Origin of the sequence: Leisingera daeponensis (genome assembly GCF_019801465.1) — a bacterium.
Lineage (GTDB): Bacteria > Pseudomonadota > Alphaproteobacteria > Rhodobacterales > Rhodobacteraceae > Leisingera > Leisingera daeponensis_A.
Genome location: NZ_JAHVJA010000002.1, coordinates 602,041 through 619,433, shown reverse-complemented (window position 1 = coordinate 619,433; position 17,393 = coordinate 602,041). Strand labels below are relative to the sequence as shown.

Below are 17,393 nucleotides of genomic sequence, written 5' to 3'. Positions count from 1 at the left end.
TTCGCAAGTAAAAGCACAAAATCGGCTTCGCTTTTGACGGGATCGCCGCAGCAGTTCACTCTGCTAATGGATTTCAGGATTGTATTTCAGCGGGGCGGTGACGATGACCAAGAAACAGTTGCGGCAGGCCGTGGTAATCATGCACGGCATGGGCGAACAGGTCCCGATGGAGACCGTGCGCGGCTTCGTGGACTCCGTCTGGCGCGAGAACCCGAATGTCATCGACAGGGACCGTCCGGTTCAGGGCGACGATGAGAAACGCTCGACGAACCCGACATGGACCCGTCCGGACGACCACACCGGTCTGTACGAAACCCGCCGGATCACCACCGAGAAGGGCAACAACGGCTACTACACCGACTTCTTCGAATTCTACTGGGCGCATCTGGTCCACGGCACCACCTGGGAACAGGTCCGCGACTGGATATTCGGCCTGCTGTTTCGCAACCCGTTCACCCGTGTGCCCCGCAACGTGCGCACGGCATGGATCGTACTATGGATCATCACGCTGGTCATCGCTGGGTTGGCAATCTGGGCGGCCTGGCCTAAGGCGCCGGACGCAACCGTCGCGCCGGCATGGTCGCTGCTGATGGCCGGGGTCAGCGCGGCCACCGCTTGGGTGGTGGCCAACGTCATGGTCGCGCGCTTCGGCGACGTGGTCCGCTACACCAAGGCCGACCCGCCCAACATCGCCCGGCGCGAGGAAATCCGCCGCACGGGCGTGGATTTCCTGAATGCGCTGATCGCCCAGCGGGACACGACCCATCCCGAAGAGCCGCATTTCGACCGGATCATCGTTGTGGCCCATTCGCTGGGCACGATCGTGGCCTATGACATCCTGTCAGTCTGCTTCGCCTATAACTGCCGTGGACTGCGCAAGGAGTTAGACGCAGATACAAGGCAGCCGGCCCGCGCCGCGCTCGAAGATGCCGTCCGCCACCGACTGGGTCTCTCGTCACTTGGCGAACTCCCCGAAAAGCTGACACCAGAGCGCTACCAGCAGCTACAGGACGCCGCCCGAGAGGAGCTGAACCAGCTTGGCGCCACCTGGCAGGTCACCGATTTCGTGACCCTCGGCTCGCCGCTGACCCACGCTGAATTCCTGCTTGCCGAAAGCCGCGAAGACCTCGACGCCCGGAAGAAGGAACGCCTGCTGGCGACCTGCCCGCCAACGCTCGAATATGACGGCGAAACCAAACTGTGTCATTTCACCTTCCGCCGTGGCGCCATCGCCGGCATCGGCAAGCTGACCGACGAGGAAAAGGACGACCTTTCCAGCGAGGTCAAGATGCCGCGCTGGCCGCATCATGCCGCGGTCTTCGGCTACACTCGCTGGACCAATATCTATTCGCCGCACAAGGCCGTGGTGACCGGTGACCTAATCTCCGGCCCGCTGGGATCGGTATTCGGGATCGGCAAGGGCGAGGGGCATTTTTGCGGCATCCGCGACATCGCTGTGATGCCGCAACTGGTGCCGGAGACTGGAGCGCGCGACCCGAACCACCGCCGCCGCGTAATGACCCACAATTCCTATTGGAAAATGAAAGGCGGCACGGACATTAGACGCGAAACCGACAAGAAGACCGGCAAACTGGAACCGGCGCATCACATCAGGGAACTGCGGTATGCGCTGGGCCTCGGCCGCAAGTGACGGAGCACGCCAACAAGCCGCGCCTCCTGGCTTGGACGTGGACTGCGTTCCGCATCCGTAGCGATGTCGCAGCGCCTCGATCACGCCGAAGAGTGAGGGCACGAACAGGAGCGACAGTAGGGTGGAATGTTCTCAAAGCGTCGCACCCAACTGACTGAAGTGGTCCGCCTGCTCGCACCACTCCAGGGGGAATGGTTGCATTAGCCGCGCCAAAGTGGCCTCTGGGCCCTGTCGGCCGTCCAGGATGGCCTCGACGATGTCAGGGGCCAGCAGAGTGAGGCGGAGTACGCGCGTCATGTAGGAGGGGGCGATGTTCTCGTGACGGGCGAGTTCATTGATGGTTGTGAAGTCGCCAGTGTCCAACATCCGTTTCCACCGAAACGCTCTGCCCAGCGCCTTTATGAGTGCGTTGTCGGTCGCCGGTTGCGGCGGTGCATCCGCTGGGAGTTGTATTTCCTTTCGCCCGCCGCGCTTTTTCAATCGGAATGGCACATGGACGGTCAGGGTTTCGGGGGAGGCGCGGAGTTGGCTCATGCCGCTACTCCGTTGTCGCCAGACAACATCTCGCGGGCGAGACAGGTTAGCCCGTTGATCCGGAGACGGATGTTCAGGCCCTCCGGGCCAATGTCTATCCGCTCGACCAACAGCGCCAGGATACGGGCCTGCTCGGTCGGGAAGAGCTCATCCCAAAGTGGATCGAGCTGCTGGAGTGCCGTACGAGCCTCGGCCTCGGATACGGCCCCATCCCGCGTCTTTGCAGCTTTCCAAGTCCCCGCGATGATCTCGGGTTGGCGGAACACCTTGCGAAGGTGCTCGATGACCGCGGCCTCGATCTCTCCCGCGGGGACACGACCTATGGGACACGTGCCGGCGCCATGCTTCAGAACGGTTTGGCTCACGTAGTATCGGTAGAGCCTTGCGCCTTTCCGCGTATGGGACGGCGAGAATGCGGCGCCGTCAGGGCCATACAACAGTCCCTTCAGCGGTGCGGGGGTCTCGGCACGGGTTCGGGCCGCACGCTTTCTCGGGCTTTCCTGAAGGATCGCATGGACCTTGTCCCAGGTCGTACGATCGATGATCGCGTCATGCTCGCCGGGATAAACGTTCCCTTTGTAGGCAACTTCGCCGATATAGGTGCGGTTGTTCAGCAAGCGATAGATGAATTTCTTGTCGATCCGGTTGCCCTTTGGCGTGCGAATGCCACGCTTACAAACTTCGCGGGCCAGCTCTGTTCCCGAGCCGATCTCTATGAACCGTTCGAAGATCCAGCGGACGTGTTCGACATGCTCGCCGTCTGGAACAAGCTTGCGGTTCTCAACGCGATAGCCGTAGGGCGTCATGCCCCCCATCCAGATGCCTTTTTTTCGGCTGGCGGCGAATTTGTCTCGAATGCGTTCGGCGGTGACCTCACGTTCAAACTGGGCGAAGCTGAGCAGGATATTTAATGTCAGCCGTCCCATGGATGTCGTGGTGTTGAAGGATTGCGTCACGCTGACAAAGGTCACTCCGGTCCGATCGAAGACCTCTACCAGCTTGGTGAAGTCCGTGAGTGCACGGCTAAGGCGGTCAATCTTGTAGACGACCACGACATCGATCAGCCCGTCCTCGATGTCCTGCAGAAGGCGGTGCAGGGCAGGGCGATCTAAGGTGCCCCCGGAGATACCTCCATCGTCGTAGTGGTCACGAAGAAGGACCCAGCCCTCGGAGCGTTGACTGGCGATGTAAGCCTCGCAGGCTTCGCGCTGTGCGTGGAGGGAGTTGAACTCCTGTTCTAGCCCTTCTTCGGAGGACTTCCGGGTGTAGATCGCGCAACGAAGTTTTCGCGGAGAAGGCTCGATCATGCGCTCCTCCGGCTCTTGAGGCCAAAGAACACCCAGCCGTTCCATCGAGTGCCGGCGATGCCGCGGGCGATGGCGGAGAGGGACTTGTAGGGTCTGCCCTGCCATTCAAACCCGTCGGTGGTGACCGTGACAACGTGCTCGACACCCTGCCATTCGCGCACAAGCCGCGTGCCGACGATGGGTTTGAGGTTCGCGCGGACGCGGCTCTTCTTGCGGTCACCGCCGTCGAGGTCATTACCGATCCGCTCCAGCCGACGGATGGTCTGGGACTTGAGGCCTCCATAGGCCAGCTCCTGGATGCGGTAGGCCAACCGGCTCTCGAGATAGCGGCGATTAAATGCTGGCGGTTCGCTGTCAAACAGGGTGCGCCACTGCGCCTTCAATTCCGGCGTCGGGGTTGTCTTCAGCGCGGCGAGACGCGCAGGGATTGTGTCGGTCATTTTCGGTTCTCCAGTCTAGCCATGCCAGTGCTGCTCGTCGGCGAGGCTTTGTGTAGTCGAACGATCTCTCTTCCCGTTGCGTGTCTCATATTGGTCGCTATTGCGCAGGCGGAGCCGCAGGACGCCCAGCGCCAGCAAGCGGCAGAGCTCATGCAAACGCTCGTGAGGTGCGAGGTGGCCAGGAGAGATAGGGTTAGGACGCTTCATCGGTCGATGCTCCGCACAGGGGAGAAGAGGCGGACAGTCCGTTCCAATCGGAGCCGCTTCGAGAGCTGCTGGATTGAGGTCGCGAAATCTGCGACGGACCGGCGGGATATGCGGTGCCGCAAAATGGAAGTGAGTGGACCAACCGCTCGGCGGGTTTGATACCCGAGATCGTTTTGCATAGGTGCGCACCAGAGTGTGTGCGCACCTGCGAACCCGGGTGCGCACCCAAAAAAAATCGCTGGAACTAGCGAGTTCGCGCGCTTTCGCCCCCCGCATAGGGAAGTGCCACGGAAGGACCCAAAAGGCGGGCTGTGAGGCACTGCGCTCTGGGTGCCATCTCCGGCCCCCATGCTTGAGGCGCATTTTTCCGTGAAAGAGGAAGGCGCAATCGCAGATTGGCAGTCCGCGCAGTCCTTTTCGGAAGTGTTCGCAGATCCAGGCGCATCAGCTTTTTTTCGGAGCGCACCTTCTTCTTTCGCGGCGCTTCTTTTTACGGTCTTGTTCATTTCCCTGTTTCCTCCCCTGTTTATTGGTTGATGGGGCGCAGGGCGGTTAGGCGCCGTTGATAGGGGGTGTGCCGCTCAGCTGCATGGGGTCCGTCTAAAGCCGGGAAGGTGTAAGACGACGAAATGCTTCCTCCGTGGCCGGGGTGACAGTGCCGCATACGGGATATGAGCTCTCGCTGTTCTAGCGCGTGCAACCCTTTGTTGATCGTGGAAACCGAAACGCCCACCTCCTTGGCCAGAAGGGACTGGCTGGGGTAGCATCGGTAGTCCTTGTCGTTTCTGTGATAGGCTAGGCCGATCAGAATGAGCTTTGTCGTCGTGTTGAGATCGGTTTGCTCGAATGCCCATTGCATTGCCGAGTAAGACATATTTGGTCTCCTTTTCAGTGGAAGGGGAGAGACAGGTGAGGGGGGATGAGGCGAAAGCACTCTCAGGTCTGCGTTCGCAGGAGCACGTCGTTCCAATCCAGACCGGAGGGCGCGGCGTCGATCTCCACCTCCCATCCGAGGTCTGCTGCACGCGCTTCCAGTGTGAGGGCGGCGGCGTGTCCTTCCCGGTCTCCGTCGGCTGCTATGATAAGCGTCTTAGGTTCGGGCGGGAGGTTCAGGCTGCTCATTGCCGCTGTGCCTAGTGAGGCCCACGTCATCGCTGCGGGCGGCCTGCAGAACTGAAGATACGACATGGCTGACTCAATGCCCTCGGCAACGACCAGGGTGCCTCCACCGTCCGAGAGTCTGACGTGTCCCCCTTCGGTGGTTCCCAGGCGCGCTTTTTGCAAGCCTTTGCCAATATCTGCTTTCCCATGACCGTCAGGGCGGAGGAATGTCCGGTTGATAGAGAAGCCCGAGCCCCCGTCGATACGTGCGATCATGGCGGGCAGATTGCGACGCAGGGGGCCAAGCCAAAGAGAGGGATGAAATCGCAAGCTGTCCGGATAAGGTCCTTTCAGGCCGCGAGCCACGCGGAGGTAGGTTTCTGCGGGCGTGCCGGTAATCGAGCAGCCTTCGTGCCAAGCCTTCTTTGCATAACGATCGTAAGTGGGTTTCGGGAGGCGGCGTGACGCATTAGACTGTGCCGATGCGGGTTTTGAACGTTGCCAATCGAGCCCGCAGGCAACCGCCAAATCCTTGAAGGCGCAATTGGACTTCTTGCAATGCATCAGGAGACGATAGTCGCCGTCGCTTATCGTAAGCGCGTTGTGAGACTTGTCGGCATCCTGCTGGCAAACAGGGCAAGGGGCAGTGCCGTAACGACCGTACCATTTCCCGCCCAGCGCCTTTGTGATGTCTTGCGCGGTTCTCATGAGCGCACCTCGAAAGATGATCGGTTGAGGGCGACTATGGTCCGAAATACTTTTCTGGCTGAGGTCCGGTAACCCGGGCTGCGACACTCCTGTCTTCGGCCTGTGTCTTCTATCCTGCGACGAGCGTTGCTTCTTAGGCGTACCGTATTGGCGATTGGAACCAAGTGGTCGGTTCGCAGTTGAAGGCTTGCATGCATGGTTTGCTCCTGTGTTTTGACGCAGGAGAAACTTGGCATGTGTCCTTCGAGGGGACGTAGGCGGGCTTAGGCGCGGAAAAAGTGCTGTAACGCCTGAAGTTCCTAAGGTTTTGAAATATAATCTTAGTTGTTCTGCCTGTTGTTCGTGGCTTCAAGAAGGGAAGGGTTGCCGTTAGACGAAACACAGAGTGTTCTTTTTGTTCGGGTCGTATATGAAATTCCAATGCCTAAGCACGCCTTGACACTGGTTTGGTGCATTGCGCTGGGCGATTCTATGGGGGCTATTCAGATCTTCTTGCCGCTTCTTCTTCACCGGCGACCTACCGGCGCAGTCCTCGTGAACCGTGCCGGGTGTGCCAGAGGCTTTGATTCCTGAGCAGGGGAAAGCGACGATTAGCAAGACAGCAAACAGGCGTTCTCCTGCGGTCTGCGCGCTTTTGGTGCCGCTGGTGGTGAGCAGCTTTGGCCAGCTCAATTTCCATTGACAGGTGATCATGTCGGTCTCCGTAAAGAGCGACTGATCGGCGCACGTGTTGAATGAGGGGGACATGAACGCTTAGGCCAACTCATCACGGACCGCCAAATCGGTTCTCAGTAGGCTTTCGACAATCTCGCCCGCCTTGCCGGCGGCTTTTTCTGTTCAAAGGCGTTGACCAGCTTGACGGTCTAGAAAAAGCGGACTTATTTGCGATGGTGCTCAATGGTTTGCACGCCGGTGGCGGTGGCGATAAGGCTTTTGCTCGTTCCCGACCTTCCGATCAGGACAATACTGTGTACAGTCGAGGAAGTCGAAGCGGTGCAGCAGTGTTCGAATTTCGGGGCGGGGGCAGTAGACGAACTTCGCTCAGCCAGTGAGAGTAAGAAATAATTCACCGCTCTGTTACACGCGGTGAATTATGTAGCCCGGCTGAAATCAATGGGGCATAAGCTTAGAGCGCAAAAGAACTCTAGTTTCTTTCAGCAGGTCCTGGTCAATTGGAGACCCGGTGCCGCTCAAGTGTTTGGCGGCTCCCCCCCGCCTAATTACGTCCACGCCGCGATTGGCAAGCGCAAATGTGTTTTCGGACGGCCAGCGGCTTGCAATCTCGAAAAGGCTTTCAACGACCTCGGTCAGTGTACCACTTAAAGCTTGCGCCCGCTGCCTGTCCCCTTGTCGAACGGCCCGCTCGATCTGCCGCAGTTCGGGGGCAAGGCCGTTCGCGGTGCTAAGCAGCCACCCGTCGTAGGGCCCCTCCGGCGCGATCCAACGGGCATAGTCACCTTCGGCGCCGCGTAGCATGGTCACTTCTGACGCCCGCAGACTTTCGGAAATGATTGCGTCGGTTCCGCTGGTGTCCTTGAAGAAGGCGATGCGGCCGCTTTCCACTAGCTTGTCAAAGCTTTCGGCTGACAGGGTGCATCCGGTGACCTGCGGCAGTTGGTAGACTGCCAGTGGCAGCTCGGTGGCCTCCATTACACGCTCAAAGTGCGAGAGGATGCGCTCCTGGGTCGCCGCCGGATCGACCGGCGGGCAGATGGTCAACGCGACGACCTCGCCTGACAATGGGCGCTTGCCGATCTGGCCCTCAATCCAGCGCGCCCGCGCCACCACCGCCTCGGTGTTCGGCTCAAGCACGCCGAGCATCAGCTTTTGCCCGCGCGGCATGTCTTCAGAGCGTAGAAGATCGAGCCAGTCGGCAAGCAACGCCTGCGGCATGGACCAGCCGTCGCCAGTGGTGCCGGCGATCAGCAATTGACGGACGTGCGGCGCGATCTGGGCGATGTGATCCGCGGCACACTCTGGGTCGAGGCGCGAGGGCGCGTTGGCTTGATAGTGGGTGAGTATGGGAACCCAGAGCGGATCTGCTATCGGCTTCTCTTGCGGCGTCGAGACGTTAGCCATCATAGGCGTGTGCTCCCCGGTTGGATTTTTCGATTTGGCGTGGGCTGCGCACCTTCTGCCAAGCGGCGATGCCGGCCAGGAGCGCGATGCCTGCCAGGTCGGTTTCCCAGCTACCTAGCAAAAGCAGCACTGCTGAGACCGCCAGCAGTCCCCTCTGGATCACGGTCAGCGCGCCGATCAGCCAGCCCTGGACGCAGGCGGCGAGCGAAACGATGCCGATAATGGCGGTCGCCGCGGCCAGCACGATTTGAAGCGGATCACCGATCATCAGCAGCGCCGGATTGGCCACGATCACGAAGGGAGTGAGGTAGGCCGCGGCGCCGAGACGCATCGCCGTGAAGCCTGTCGCCTGTAGTGACGTGCCACCGGCAATGCTGGCCGCGGCATAGGCGGCGACCGCGATCGGCGGGGTGATTGCTGACAGGATCGCGTAGTAGAACACGAAGAAATGCGCGGCCAACGGTTGCACCCCCAGTTTGATCAGCGCTGGCGCCGCAAAAATTGCCACGATGGTATAGGCTGCCGCGGTAGGCAGGCCCATGCCCATGATGATGCAGCTGATCATGACCAGGATCAGGGTGATAGTTAGCTCTCCGCCGCTGATCGACAGCAGCAGCGAGGTAAACCGTAGACCGAGCCCGGTCAGTTCGATGGTGCTGATGATGAGACCGGCGATGAACAGGGCGGCGGCGATCGGGGCGATGGTACGTCCGCCGAATTCCAGCGCATCTGAGATATCCCGTAGGGACATCCGGGTACGCGCCCGTAGCTGCGCCAGAACAAAGGTGGTCAGCATCGCCCAATAGGCGGCGTTGAAGGGCGAATGCCGCTCCAGCAGCAGATAGATGATGACGGCCAGCGGCAGAAGCATATGAATGTAGTCCAGTACCTCCTCGCGGGCACGCTGCACCAAAGACGGCTCCATCGTAGCCAGTCCCATACGCAGGGCTTCGAGATGGACCATCAGGAAGACCGCAAAGAGATAGAGTATTGCCGGGATCAGCGCCGCTGACAGAACACCAACGTAAGGCGTCGAAGTGAAATCGGCGATCAGAAATGCGGCCGATCCCATGATGGGTGGAACCAGCTGGCCGCTGGAGGAGGCCACGGCCTCGACTGCGGCGGCAAAGCGCGGGTTGAAGCCGTTGCGGATCATCAGCGGGATGGTGAAACTGCCGGTGGCATAAACATTGGCCACCGCCGAGCCCGAGAGTGAGCCGAAGAGGCCGGAGGAGATCACTGCTGCCTTGCCGGGCCCGCCACGCATCTTGCCGGTCAGCAGGGCGGAAAGATGCATGAACAACTCGCCACCGCGCGCCTTGTCGAGTACCGCGCCGAACATCACGAACATCAGCACGTATGTTGCCGACAGCCCGGTGATTGAACCGTAGAGCCCGGCGGTGGTCAGGAAGCTGTGGTCGAGGAACCGCTCGGGCGTGATTGCGGGCTGTTGCAGCACGCCGGGGAAGTAAGGGCCGAAGAAAGCATGCAGGACAAAAACCGCCAGCATGATCGGCAGCGTCCAGCCGAGCGCCCGGCGGCAGGCTTCGACGACGAGAACCAGCATGAGAATGCCCATGGCCCAGTCCAGCGGCTCGAGCGCGGTGATGTAGGGATAACGATCCTGCAGCCTGTCATGCTCGAGGTGGATGTAGGCGGCAGGCAGGATTGCCAGAAACGCCAACCCGAAGTCGAGCCAGGGAATGCGGCCATCCTCGCGCCCTAGAAAGGCGTTGTAGGCCAGGAATATCAGGGCCACGTACATCGACACGTGGGACGAGCGGAACAGCATGACGCTCGGCGCGCCGAACTGGACTGCATAAAGATGGTAGGCGACGACGCAGAGCGCGAAAACCTTCAGGACAAGTCGTTGATTTCCAACGCCATCGCGTTGTCCGGTCACTTGGACGGTCATTTATGTTCCTCCCAGATGGTATCCGTGTCCTCACTCACGGATGGTCGGGCCCCGCCGCTTGGCGGAGCCCAGCGCAATTATTCGATCGCGCCGATTTCGCGGTAGAACCGTTCCGCGCCCGGATGCAGAGGGATCTGCACACCTTTGGAGCCTGCCTGCGGGTCGAGGTTGCCATAGGAGGCATGCCCGGCCACGAGGTCTTCCTTCTTCTCGAAGAGCAGCTTGGTCATTTGATAGACGGTCTCTTCGGGCGTGTCGGCATTGGTGAAGAAGACGACGCTTTGCAGCGTGGTCGGCAGATCCGCATCCTGGCCTTCGTAGGTGCCTGCCGGGATCACGGCCGGTGTATAGCCGTAGGTCTCCTTAAGGTACTGGATGGCCGCCTCGTCTTGGGGCAGCAGCGTGATGTTCTCGTCCGAGGCAAACTCGGCAAACAGCGGCTGGCCCAGCAGTTCGTCGTTCATGAATGCGTCGATATGACCGTCGCGCACCCGGTCGATGGCTTCACGGTAGGGGCTGTGGGTGATCGCGCCGCCGAATTCCTCGATCTTGTGGTAAGACGCACCATGTGCCTCGAGCACTCGGCTGGCCGCCAGTTCGCCGCCGGTGCCGCGCGGGCCCGTGTCGATCTTGATGGGGATCTGCTTCTCGGCGATCTCACTCAGGCTCGAAATGCCCACGTCATCCTTGACGAAGGGGTGGATATAAGCGGTGATTTCGAGGTTCGCGATGGCGCGCAGGTTCTCCATCTTGTTGTCATAGGGGTCCTTGCCTTCGGAGGCGGCGAAGAGGTTGGTCGAATAGGACAGCCCAAACTGCGTGCTGCCGCCCGAGACCGCGATCGGGTTCGCGACGCCGCCGCCTGGAACGGTGTTGTAACGCAGTCCTTCGATTTCTTTCTGATAGGTTTCGAATAAGGTGGTCATCAGCACGAACCAGCCGCCGCCGATGGAACCTACCGACACAGTTACATCTTTTTGTTCCACTGCCTGCGCAGGCATGACGCTGGACAGTAGCGCGACCGTCGACGCGACGGCGAGACCGGATTTGATGATGTCTTTCATGATTTCTCCTCCCAAGGTTGATTGATTAAGCCGCGGCCGTTCGGGCAGGCGGCACATAGGAAGCGCCCGGGATTGCCGGGTAGGCTTCGAGCATGGCTTCGTCGATTTCCAAGCCCAATCCCGGAAGGTCGTTGGGTTCGATGAACCCTTTCTCTACCTTCAGGGGGTTCGTTGCGAGATCGTCGCGCCACGGGTTCCTGGCCGAAATATCGGCCTCGTAGATCAACCCGTTAGAGATCGCGCAAAGCAGGTGAACGTTGGCGGCCGTGCCGATCACGCTTTGACTGGTGTGTGGTGCGACTTGCAGGTGCCAGGCGGCGCCCATGTCCGCGATCTTCTTGGTCTCGGTCAGACCGCCAGCCTTGGCGCTGTCGGGTTGCAAGATAGTGATCGCACGGCGCTCCAGCAGGTCGCGGAAGGCATGTTTGGTGAAGTGGTTCTCGCCAGCCGCGATTGGCACCTGCGTCGCCTGGCGGAGCTCGGCATAGGCGTGCAGATCATCCGGCGCGAAAGGTTCCTCAAGCCAGAGCACTTGGCCGTCCTCGCAAAACCGGGTGACCGCCGCGATATCGCTCTGGGTATAGCGGGTGGCGGCATCGACCGCGATGTCCAGCGTGTCGCCGAAGACCTTGCGGATATGGCGCACCTTTGAAGAATCGGGTCCGATGCCTTGACCGATCCGCAGCTTTACGGCGGTATAGCCTTGATCAACGAGTTTGCCGATTTCGCGCTCGAGGTCGGTATCGGGCTGCCAGCCCAGTCCCATGCCCCCGGCATAGGCCCGCAGTCGCTTTTTCGAGCCGCCCATCAGCTTGTAGACCGGCAAGCCCAGAAGCTTGCCGCGTAGGTCCCAGAGCGCGATGTCAACACCGCTCATGGCGATGACGCTGCCGGCGCCCAGTCCGTGGGTCACAATTTGATGGCGATAGACCGCCTGCCAACAGCCTTCCACGTCATGCGAGTCGCGCCCGACCAGCTGTGGCGCGATGGAATGGTTGATAACCTCGGCGATGGCCGTGGGGTTCAGCCCCATATGCGCTTCGCCGTAGCCCACCGTGCCGTCGCTGGCCACCACGCGCACCAGCACGAGGTCACGCTTGACCATGTTGCCGACGCCCTGGGTCACCGCCACGCCGTCAAATTGGCATGAATGCACCGTTGCGTAGATCTGTTCGATTGTCGCCATGTTCTCCTCCCTCAATGGCTGGTCCGGGGCTTATCTGCCGGTGAAGGCGGGGGGGCGCTTTTCGAGGAAATGCGCCACGCCCTCCTTGAAGTCCTCGCTCCGGATCGAGGCGACCATTTCGCGGTTGGCCCGGGTCGTGGCTTCGGCCAGGGTTTCGAAGGGCGCCTCCCAAACCTGGCGCTTCATCACCCGCAGCGAGCGGGGCGAAACCTCTTCGGCCAGCCCCCGTGCATACTCCGCGACCGCTTCGGCAAAGCCCTCGGAGGGCAGCACCCGGTGCACCAGCGACATCGCCAGCGCCTCCTGCGCGCTCACCTTGCGCGAGGAAAACAGCATCTCGGTGGCATGGGCTTGGCCCACCACACGCGGCAGTATCCAAGAGATTCCATGCTCGGCCACCAGCCCGCGCCCGGCGAAGGCTGTGACGAACTTGGCGTTCTCCGAGGCGATGCGAATGTCGGAGTAAAGCGCGAAGATCAGCCCGAGCCCGGCTGCCGCGCCGTTGATCGCGGCGATGATCGGCGTGTCGAAGCCGGGAAAATAGCCGTAGCGCGACTGGTAGTCCGGGCGGGTCGACATGCGGTAGGGCCGGGTCATCGCCGGATCGTCGATGTCCTCTGGCGGCAGGCCCTCGAGCTCTTCCATGTCCATGCCGGCACAGAAGGCGCGGCCCTCGCCGGTCAGCACGATGATCCGCACCGAGCTGTCTGCATCGAGCGAGCGCATCGCGTCGAAAAGCTCGTGCTCCATGCGCCGGGTGACGGCGTTCATCCGGTCTGGCCGGGCCAAGGTGACGGTCGCCACATGGCCGGTCTGCGAGACCGCGAGCGTCCTGAAATCGTAACGTGAGCCGTCCATGCTCAGACCTCCTTGTACTGTACCGATTTGAGTTCCTGGAATTCCTCGAGCCCGTAGGGTCCGTTCTCCCGGCCGATGCCGGACTGGCCGAAGCCGCCGAAGGGCGCCCTGAGGTTGAAGGGCGCGCCGTTCAGGTCGATCTGCCCGGCCCGAATGCCGCGGGCGGCGTCCTCGGCCGCGGCGTCATCCGCGGCCCAGACCGCGGCCGCCAGCCCGTAAGCGGTGTCATTGGCAATGCGCAGGGCATCCTCGGTCCCGCGGTGCACCAGCACCGAGAGCACCGGGCCGAAGACCTCCTCTCGGGCGGTCTCGGCATCCTCCGGCACCGGGCCGAAGACCACCGGCGTCACGAAGAACCCGGGCCGGTCACCGGCGTCCTCGCCGCGCGCGATCACCGGCACACCCGCCGCCTCGGCCCGGGCGATCATCGCCGAGACACGCGTCTTCTGCTCGGCGGAGGCCAACGGTCCGAGCCGCGTTGCCGGATCGTCGGGCGCGCCGAGGGTGAATTTCGACAGCCCCGTCCGGAGCAATTCAGCCACCTCGTCGAGCCGCGCCTCAGGCACGATCAGCCGGGTCATCGCGTTGCAGGTTTGGCCGGAGTTGAGCAGGCAGGAGCCGAGCGTCGCCTTGACCGCCGCCGCCAGGTCCGCGCCTTCGAGCACCACGGCGGCGGATTTCCCGCCAAGCTCCAGCGAGACCCGCTTGACGCCTTCCGCCGCCAGTGCCGCCACGCGCTTGCCCGCCGCGGTCGATCCGGTGAAGGACACCGCGGCAATCGCCGGGTGTCGCACCAGCGCTTCGCCCACCTCGGGGCCGGTGCCGGTTACGAGGTTGAAGACACCCGCCGGAAGCCCGGCTTCTTCGGCCGCCTCCGCCAGAGCAAAGGCGCTGAGCGGCGCCACTTCCGAGGGTTTCAGCACCATTGTGGCCCCGGCGGCCAGCGCTGCGGCCACCTTCGAGGTGACCTGGTGCAACGGGTAGTTCCAGGGCGTGATGCAGGCGACCGGCCCAACCGGTTCGCGGTACACCCGCGAGTTGCCGATGACCTCCGGGACCTGCGGCTCAGCCGCCAACGCGGCATAGAATTTCCACGCCGCCAGCGGGCCGCCGACCTGGATCATACCGGTCAGCTTGCGGGGCATCCCGGTCTCGCGCGAGATCAACTCAACCAGCGCCTCGTGACGCGCCTTCAGCGCCTCGCGCAGGCGGGTGATATGGGCGGCGCGCTCGGCCGGGGGCAGGGCGGCCCAGGCGGGAAAGGCGCGCGCGGCGGCCTCGGCGGCGCGGTCGGCCATAGCGGCATCGGCCAGCGGCACTGTGGCAAAGGTTTCACCGGTGCCGGCATCGGTTACCTCGGCCAGGGGAACGTCCCCGGCCGCGACCCATGCGCCGTCGATGTAAAGGTCGGTTTTCTCGATCATTGCGTCTTTCCTGTCAGTTCTTTCCTGGTGCGCCGGGCCAGAAAGGCCTCCTGGGCCGCCTGAGGCTCGCCGCTGGCGTAGCATTCCATTTGCAGCCCGACAGCCGCGTCGCAGGCGGCGTCGAACCCAGGCTGGGTGAGGGAGCGGAAGCGCGCCTTCGACACGCGCATCGCGGTGCGGGGCAGGGCGGCCATGGCCTCGGCGCGCGCGAGCGCGGTCTCGAGCACCGCCTCGGGGGCGACCAGCTCGTTGATCAGCGTCAGGCGATGTGCCTCGGTGCCGGTGATCAGATCGCCTGCCAGCGACAGCTGTGTATTGACCGAGAGGCCTACGTGCAGCGTCATGAGATAGGAGCCGACGATGCTCGCCAGACCGGCCTTGAGCTCCGGCTGACCGATACGGATGCCGGCATGGCCGATCCGCAGATCGGCACAGAGCGCTAACTGAAACCCGGCGCCGGCCGCCACACCGTTCAGCGCCGCGACACAGCCCTTGTCGAGGTCGCGCACCGCCTGGTACATCGCGCGCTGATGCGACAGCCAGCGCGGCAGATCCACATGGGCGACGGCCCGGCTCTCCTCAAGGTCCTGCCCGGCGCAGAAGGCCCGATCGCCGGCCCCGGTCAGCACGATTGCGCCGACCTGCGGATCGTCATTGGCAGCCCGGAGGGCGGCGATCAGCCCGTCGCGCAGCGCGCCGTTGACCGCGTTCATCCGCTCGGGCCGGCTCAGCGTGATGACCTCCACCGCGCCATGACGCTCACTCACGACGCTCATGCCAGACCCTCCGGTTGCGCCGGCACCACCAGCGCGTCGAGCGCGACGGCCCCTTGCCCCTCGGGTTTGACGAGCAGCGGGTTCACATCGACGCTCTCGATCCAGGGGTTGGCCTCCATCAGTCCGGAGAGGCCGACCACGGCCTGGCAGACCGCCACTACATCCATCGGCGGCGCGCCGCGCGCGCCCTGAAGGATTGGCCAGATGCGCAGCTCCTGCAGGGCGCGGCGGGCGGCGGCCGCGTCGACCGGGGCGGCCAGGGTGGCGACATCCTTCAGCACCTCGACAAAGACGCCGCCGTCGCCCACCACCACCATCGGTCCGAGCACGGGGTCGCGGCGCGCGCCGACCATCAGCTCGCGGCTGCCGCGCTCCATGCGGGCGACGAGGGCCTTGAAGGGCAGGCCGAGACTGGTGAGGCCATCGCCAAGCGCAGTGACTGCCGCCTGCACCGCGTCGCTGTCAGTGAGTCCCAGATGCACCAGCCCGTGATCGCTCTTGTGCGCCACTTCCGCCGCGCAGCCCTTGAGGACCACCGGCCCGCCGATCTCATCAAAGGCGGCCAGCACCTGCTCCGGCGTCACGCAGACCCGATGCTCGACGCAGCGGATCCCTGCCGCGGCTAGAACCGACAGGCTCTTGGCCTCGTCAAGCGGGCCGGACCGGGGGGGCAGCGTCGGGGCGGTCCCGGCGACAATCGGCAATGGCTCAGGTCGGGCGGCGGCCGCCGCAATGGCGCGCACCACGTCGAGATCCTCGTCATAGGTGGGGATGCCCCTGGCGCGAAAGACCGCGCGGACTTCGGCCTGCGGGCCGGCCATGACCACCGGCTTGCCGGAGGCTGCTGCGGCCGCCGCGCTTGCCTCCGCCAGCGCTGGGACGTCATAGCCGTCGCCCGCGACCGGGATCGAGACCTGCAGCACGTCGATGTTGGGGTCGGCTGCGATCGCGGTGAGCGCGCGGCCGAACATGGCATTGTCGCCGAGCAGCCCGGCGGTCAGGTCCACCGGGTTTCCCACGGTGCCGAAGCTGGGCAGGATATCGTGCAGCGCACGGCGGGTCTCCTCGGCGAAATCCGGTAGTTCAAGCCCGGCGGCGGCGGCGTGATCGGCGATCATCACCCCCACGGCGCCGCTGTGGCTGAGCGCCGCGATGCGGCCGCGGCCCACGTCCCGCGCTCCGAGCAGCAGCGGCACCGGGCGCAGCCAGTCGCGCAGGCTGGTCGCGCGCTGATAGCCGTGGCGGTCGAAGAAGGCCGAAACCGACCTGTCCTCGGTGGCGAGCGCGCCGGTGTGCGAAGCGGCGGCGGCCGCGCCCTTGGCGCTGGTGCCCGGCTTGAGCACCCGCAGCGTCACTCCGCGTTCGCGCGCCATGCCACCGGCGCGGATCAGCGTCTCGCGGTCGCGGATCGCTTCGAGATAGAGCAACACGACGCGGATCTCGTCATCTTCGAGCACCCGGGTCAGCAGCTCCGGCGCCGAGAGGTCGGCATCATTGCCCGTCGCCATCAGGTAGCGCACGCCGATCCCGGTCTCGCGTAGCAGGGCAAAGGGCATCACGCTGGCGGCGCCGCTCTGGCTGATGACCGCGACCGGCCCGTCCTGCGGCGCGACCGAGGTGAACATGGTCGAGAAGTTGGCCACTGCGCCGGTGGCGAAATTCGCGATCCCCTGGGCATTTGGCCCGATGATGCGCATGCCAGTGGCTTCGGCAATCCGGGTCAGCTCCTTCTGCGCGCTGGCCCCTGCCTCGCCGGTTTCCGCATAGCCGGAGGTCATGACGATTGCGGCGGCGGTGCCTATCTCGGCCAGCTCCGCGACCGCTCTCGCCGCCAGCTTGGCAGGCAGGCAGACAACGCCGAGGTCGGGCGCGGCGGGAAGATCGGCTACACTGGCATAGGCGCTCAAGCCCTGAATCTGCGACCGCTTCGGGTTGACTGGGAAGATCGTGCCGTCGAAGCCGAATTCCAGCATATATCGAATGGCACGCCCGCCGACCTTGTCGGGATCGTCGCTGGCGCCCAATATGGCCACGCTCCGTGGGTTAAGGACCGGATCGTGGTCGGCAAGTACTTGCAGCATGTTTCCTCCCCTTGTTGCTATCCCCAAGGTGACAGCATTGCTTGAATTCCGGAATTTGGATT

Annotated in this window: 15 protein-coding genes; 1 reads left to right on the top strand and 14 read right to left on the bottom strand. The window is 63.2% G+C overall.

Annotated features, from left to right (window positions below):
* Window positions 1-103 precede the first annotated feature (103 nt).
* Window positions 104-1,651 carry a hypothetical protein gene (locus KUV26_RS07740; RefSeq protein WP_222507925.1) on the top strand — a complete coding sequence of 516 codons (1,548 nt, stop codon included), beginning with the start codon at window positions 104-106 and terminating at the stop codon, window positions 1,649-1,651.
* A 132-nt stretch (window positions 1,652-1,783) separates the two neighbouring features.
* Here the strand turns inward: KUV26_RS07740 and KUV26_RS07735 are convergent, their stop codons facing one another.
* From KUV26_RS07735 to KUV26_RS07670, 14 genes are all read right to left on the bottom strand, one after another.
* Window positions 1,784-2,185, bottom strand: a complete 402-nt coding sequence (locus tag KUV26_RS07735; protein ID WP_222507924.1) for a hypothetical protein — start codon at window positions 2,183-2,185, stop codon at window positions 1,784-1,786.
* Entirely contained in the window at window positions 2,182-3,492 is a 1,311-nt protein-coding gene (locus KUV26_RS07730) for a recombinase family protein (protein ID WP_222507923.1), read from the bottom strand. The genes KUV26_RS07735 and KUV26_RS07730 overlap by 4 nt, the downstream gene beginning before the upstream one ends.
* On the bottom strand, window positions 3,489-3,932 hold the full coding sequence (locus KUV26_RS07725; protein ID WP_222507922.1) for a DUF2924 domain-containing protein: 444 nt from the start codon (window positions 3,930-3,932) through the stop codon (window positions 3,489-3,491). The genes KUV26_RS07730 and KUV26_RS07725 overlap by 4 nt, the downstream gene beginning before the upstream one ends.
* A gap of 733 nt (window positions 3,933-4,665) precedes the next feature.
* Window positions 4,666-5,013, bottom strand: a complete 348-nt coding sequence (locus tag KUV26_RS07720; RefSeq protein WP_222507921.1) for a helix-turn-helix domain-containing protein — start codon at window positions 5,011-5,013, stop codon at window positions 4,666-4,668.
* Window positions 5,014-5,075: 62 nt separating this feature from the next.
* On the bottom strand, window positions 5,076-5,948 hold the full coding sequence (locus tag KUV26_RS07715) for a toprim domain-containing protein (RefSeq protein ID WP_222507920.1): 873 nt from the start codon (window positions 5,946-5,948) through the stop codon (window positions 5,076-5,078).
* A 369-nt stretch (window positions 5,949-6,317) separates the two neighbouring features.
* Window positions 6,318-6,641, bottom strand: a complete 324-nt coding sequence (locus KUV26_RS07710; protein WP_222507919.1) for a hypothetical protein — start codon at window positions 6,639-6,641, stop codon at window positions 6,318-6,320.
* Window positions 6,642-7,058: 417 nt separating this feature from the next.
* Complete coding sequence (locus tag KUV26_RS07705; RefSeq protein ID WP_222507918.1) at window positions 7,059-8,030, bottom strand: dihydrodipicolinate synthase family protein; 972 nt, start codon at window positions 8,028-8,030, stop codon at window positions 7,059-7,061.
* Complete coding sequence (locus tag KUV26_RS07700) at window positions 8,020-9,942, bottom strand: TRAP transporter permease (protein WP_222507917.1); 1,923 nt, start codon at window positions 9,940-9,942, stop codon at window positions 8,020-8,022. Before KUV26_RS07700 ends, KUV26_RS07705 begins: the two co-directional genes overlap by 11 nt.
* Before the next feature lie 77 nt (window positions 9,943-10,019).
* Complete coding sequence (locus tag KUV26_RS07695; protein ID WP_222507916.1) at window positions 10,020-11,006, bottom strand: TAXI family TRAP transporter solute-binding subunit; 987 nt, start codon at window positions 11,004-11,006, stop codon at window positions 10,020-10,022.
* A gap of 25 nt (window positions 11,007-11,031) precedes the next feature.
* On the bottom strand, window positions 11,032-12,192 hold the full coding sequence (locus KUV26_RS07690) for a mandelate racemase/muconate lactonizing enzyme family protein (protein ID WP_222507915.1): 1,161 nt from the start codon (window positions 12,190-12,192) through the stop codon (window positions 11,032-11,034).
* A 30-nt stretch (window positions 12,193-12,222) separates the two neighbouring features.
* Window positions 12,223-13,050 (bottom strand): enoyl-CoA hydratase, encoded by an 828-nt coding sequence (locus tag KUV26_RS07685; RefSeq protein ID WP_222507914.1) that lies wholly within the window; start codon window positions 13,048-13,050, stop codon window positions 12,223-12,225.
* A 2-nt stretch (window positions 13,051-13,052) separates the two neighbouring features.
* Complete coding sequence (locus KUV26_RS07680; protein WP_222507913.1) at window positions 13,053-14,474, bottom strand: aldehyde dehydrogenase family protein; 1,422 nt, start codon at window positions 14,472-14,474, stop codon at window positions 13,053-13,055.
* Window positions 14,471-15,250 carry an enoyl-CoA hydratase/isomerase family protein gene (locus KUV26_RS07675; protein WP_222507912.1) on the bottom strand — a complete coding sequence of 260 codons (780 nt, stop codon included), beginning with the start codon at window positions 15,248-15,250 and terminating at the stop codon, window positions 14,471-14,473. Before KUV26_RS07675 ends, KUV26_RS07680 begins: the two co-directional genes overlap by 4 nt.
* Window positions 15,247-17,331, bottom strand: coding sequence for an acetate--CoA ligase family protein (locus KUV26_RS07670; RefSeq protein ID WP_222507911.1), 2,085 nt, complete (start codon window positions 17,329-17,331; stop codon window positions 15,247-15,249). The genes KUV26_RS07675 and KUV26_RS07670 overlap by 4 nt, the downstream gene beginning before the upstream one ends.
* Between the last annotated feature and the right edge of the window lie 62 nt (window positions 17,332-17,393).

Excerpts from the sequence above, each read along its gene's own strand:
- KUV26_RS07685 (WP_222507914.1), bottom strand. The coding sequence starts at position 13,050 with ATGGACGGCTCACGTTACGATTTCAGGACGCTCGCGGTCTCGCAGACC.
- KUV26_RS07740 (WP_222507925.1), top strand. The coding sequence starts at position 104 with ATGACCAAGAAACAGTTGCGGCAGGCCGTGGTAATCATGCACGGCATG.
- KUV26_RS07700 (WP_222507917.1), bottom strand. The coding sequence starts at position 9,942 with ATGACCGTCCAAGTGACCGGACAACGCGATGGCGTTGGAAATCAACGA.
- KUV26_RS07675 (WP_222507912.1), bottom strand. The coding sequence starts at position 15,250 with ATGAGCGTCGTGAGTGAGCGTCATGGCGCGGTGGAGGTCATCACGCTG.
- KUV26_RS07720 (WP_222507921.1), bottom strand. The coding sequence starts at position 5,013 with ATGTCTTACTCGGCAATGCAATGGGCATTCGAGCAAACCGATCTCAAC.
- KUV26_RS07705 (WP_222507918.1), bottom strand. The coding sequence starts at position 8,030 with ATGATGGCTAACGTCTCGACGCCGCAAGAGAAGCCGATAGCAGATCCG.
- KUV26_RS07725 (WP_222507922.1), bottom strand. The coding sequence starts at position 3,932 with ATGACCGACACAATCCCTGCGCGTCTCGCCGCGCTGAAGACAACCCCG.
- KUV26_RS07710 (WP_222507919.1), bottom strand. The coding sequence starts at position 6,641 with ATGATCACCTGTCAATGGAAATTGAGCTGGCCAAAGCTGCTCACCACC.
- KUV26_RS07690 (WP_222507915.1), bottom strand. The coding sequence starts at position 12,192 with ATGGCGACAATCGAACAGATCTACGCAACGGTGCATTCATGCCAATTT.
- KUV26_RS07715 (WP_222507920.1), bottom strand. The coding sequence starts at position 5,948 with ATGAGAACCGCGCAAGACATCACAAAGGCGCTGGGCGGGAAATGGTAC.
- KUV26_RS07680 (WP_222507913.1), bottom strand. The coding sequence starts at position 14,474 with ATGATCGAGAAAACCGACCTTTACATCGACGGCGCATGGGTCGCGGCC.
- KUV26_RS07735 (WP_222507924.1), bottom strand. The coding sequence starts at position 2,185 with ATGAGCCAACTCCGCGCCTCCCCCGAAACCCTGACCGTCCATGTGCCA.
- KUV26_RS07670 (WP_222507911.1), bottom strand. The coding sequence starts at position 17,331 with ATGCTGCAAGTACTTGCCGACCACGATCCGGTCCTTAACCCACGGAGC.
- KUV26_RS07730 (WP_222507923.1), bottom strand. The coding sequence starts at position 3,492 with ATGATCGAGCCTTCTCCGCGAAAACTTCGTTGCGCGATCTACACCCGG.
- KUV26_RS07695 (WP_222507916.1), bottom strand. The coding sequence starts at position 11,006 with ATGAAAGACATCATCAAATCCGGTCTCGCCGTCGCGTCGACGGTCGCG.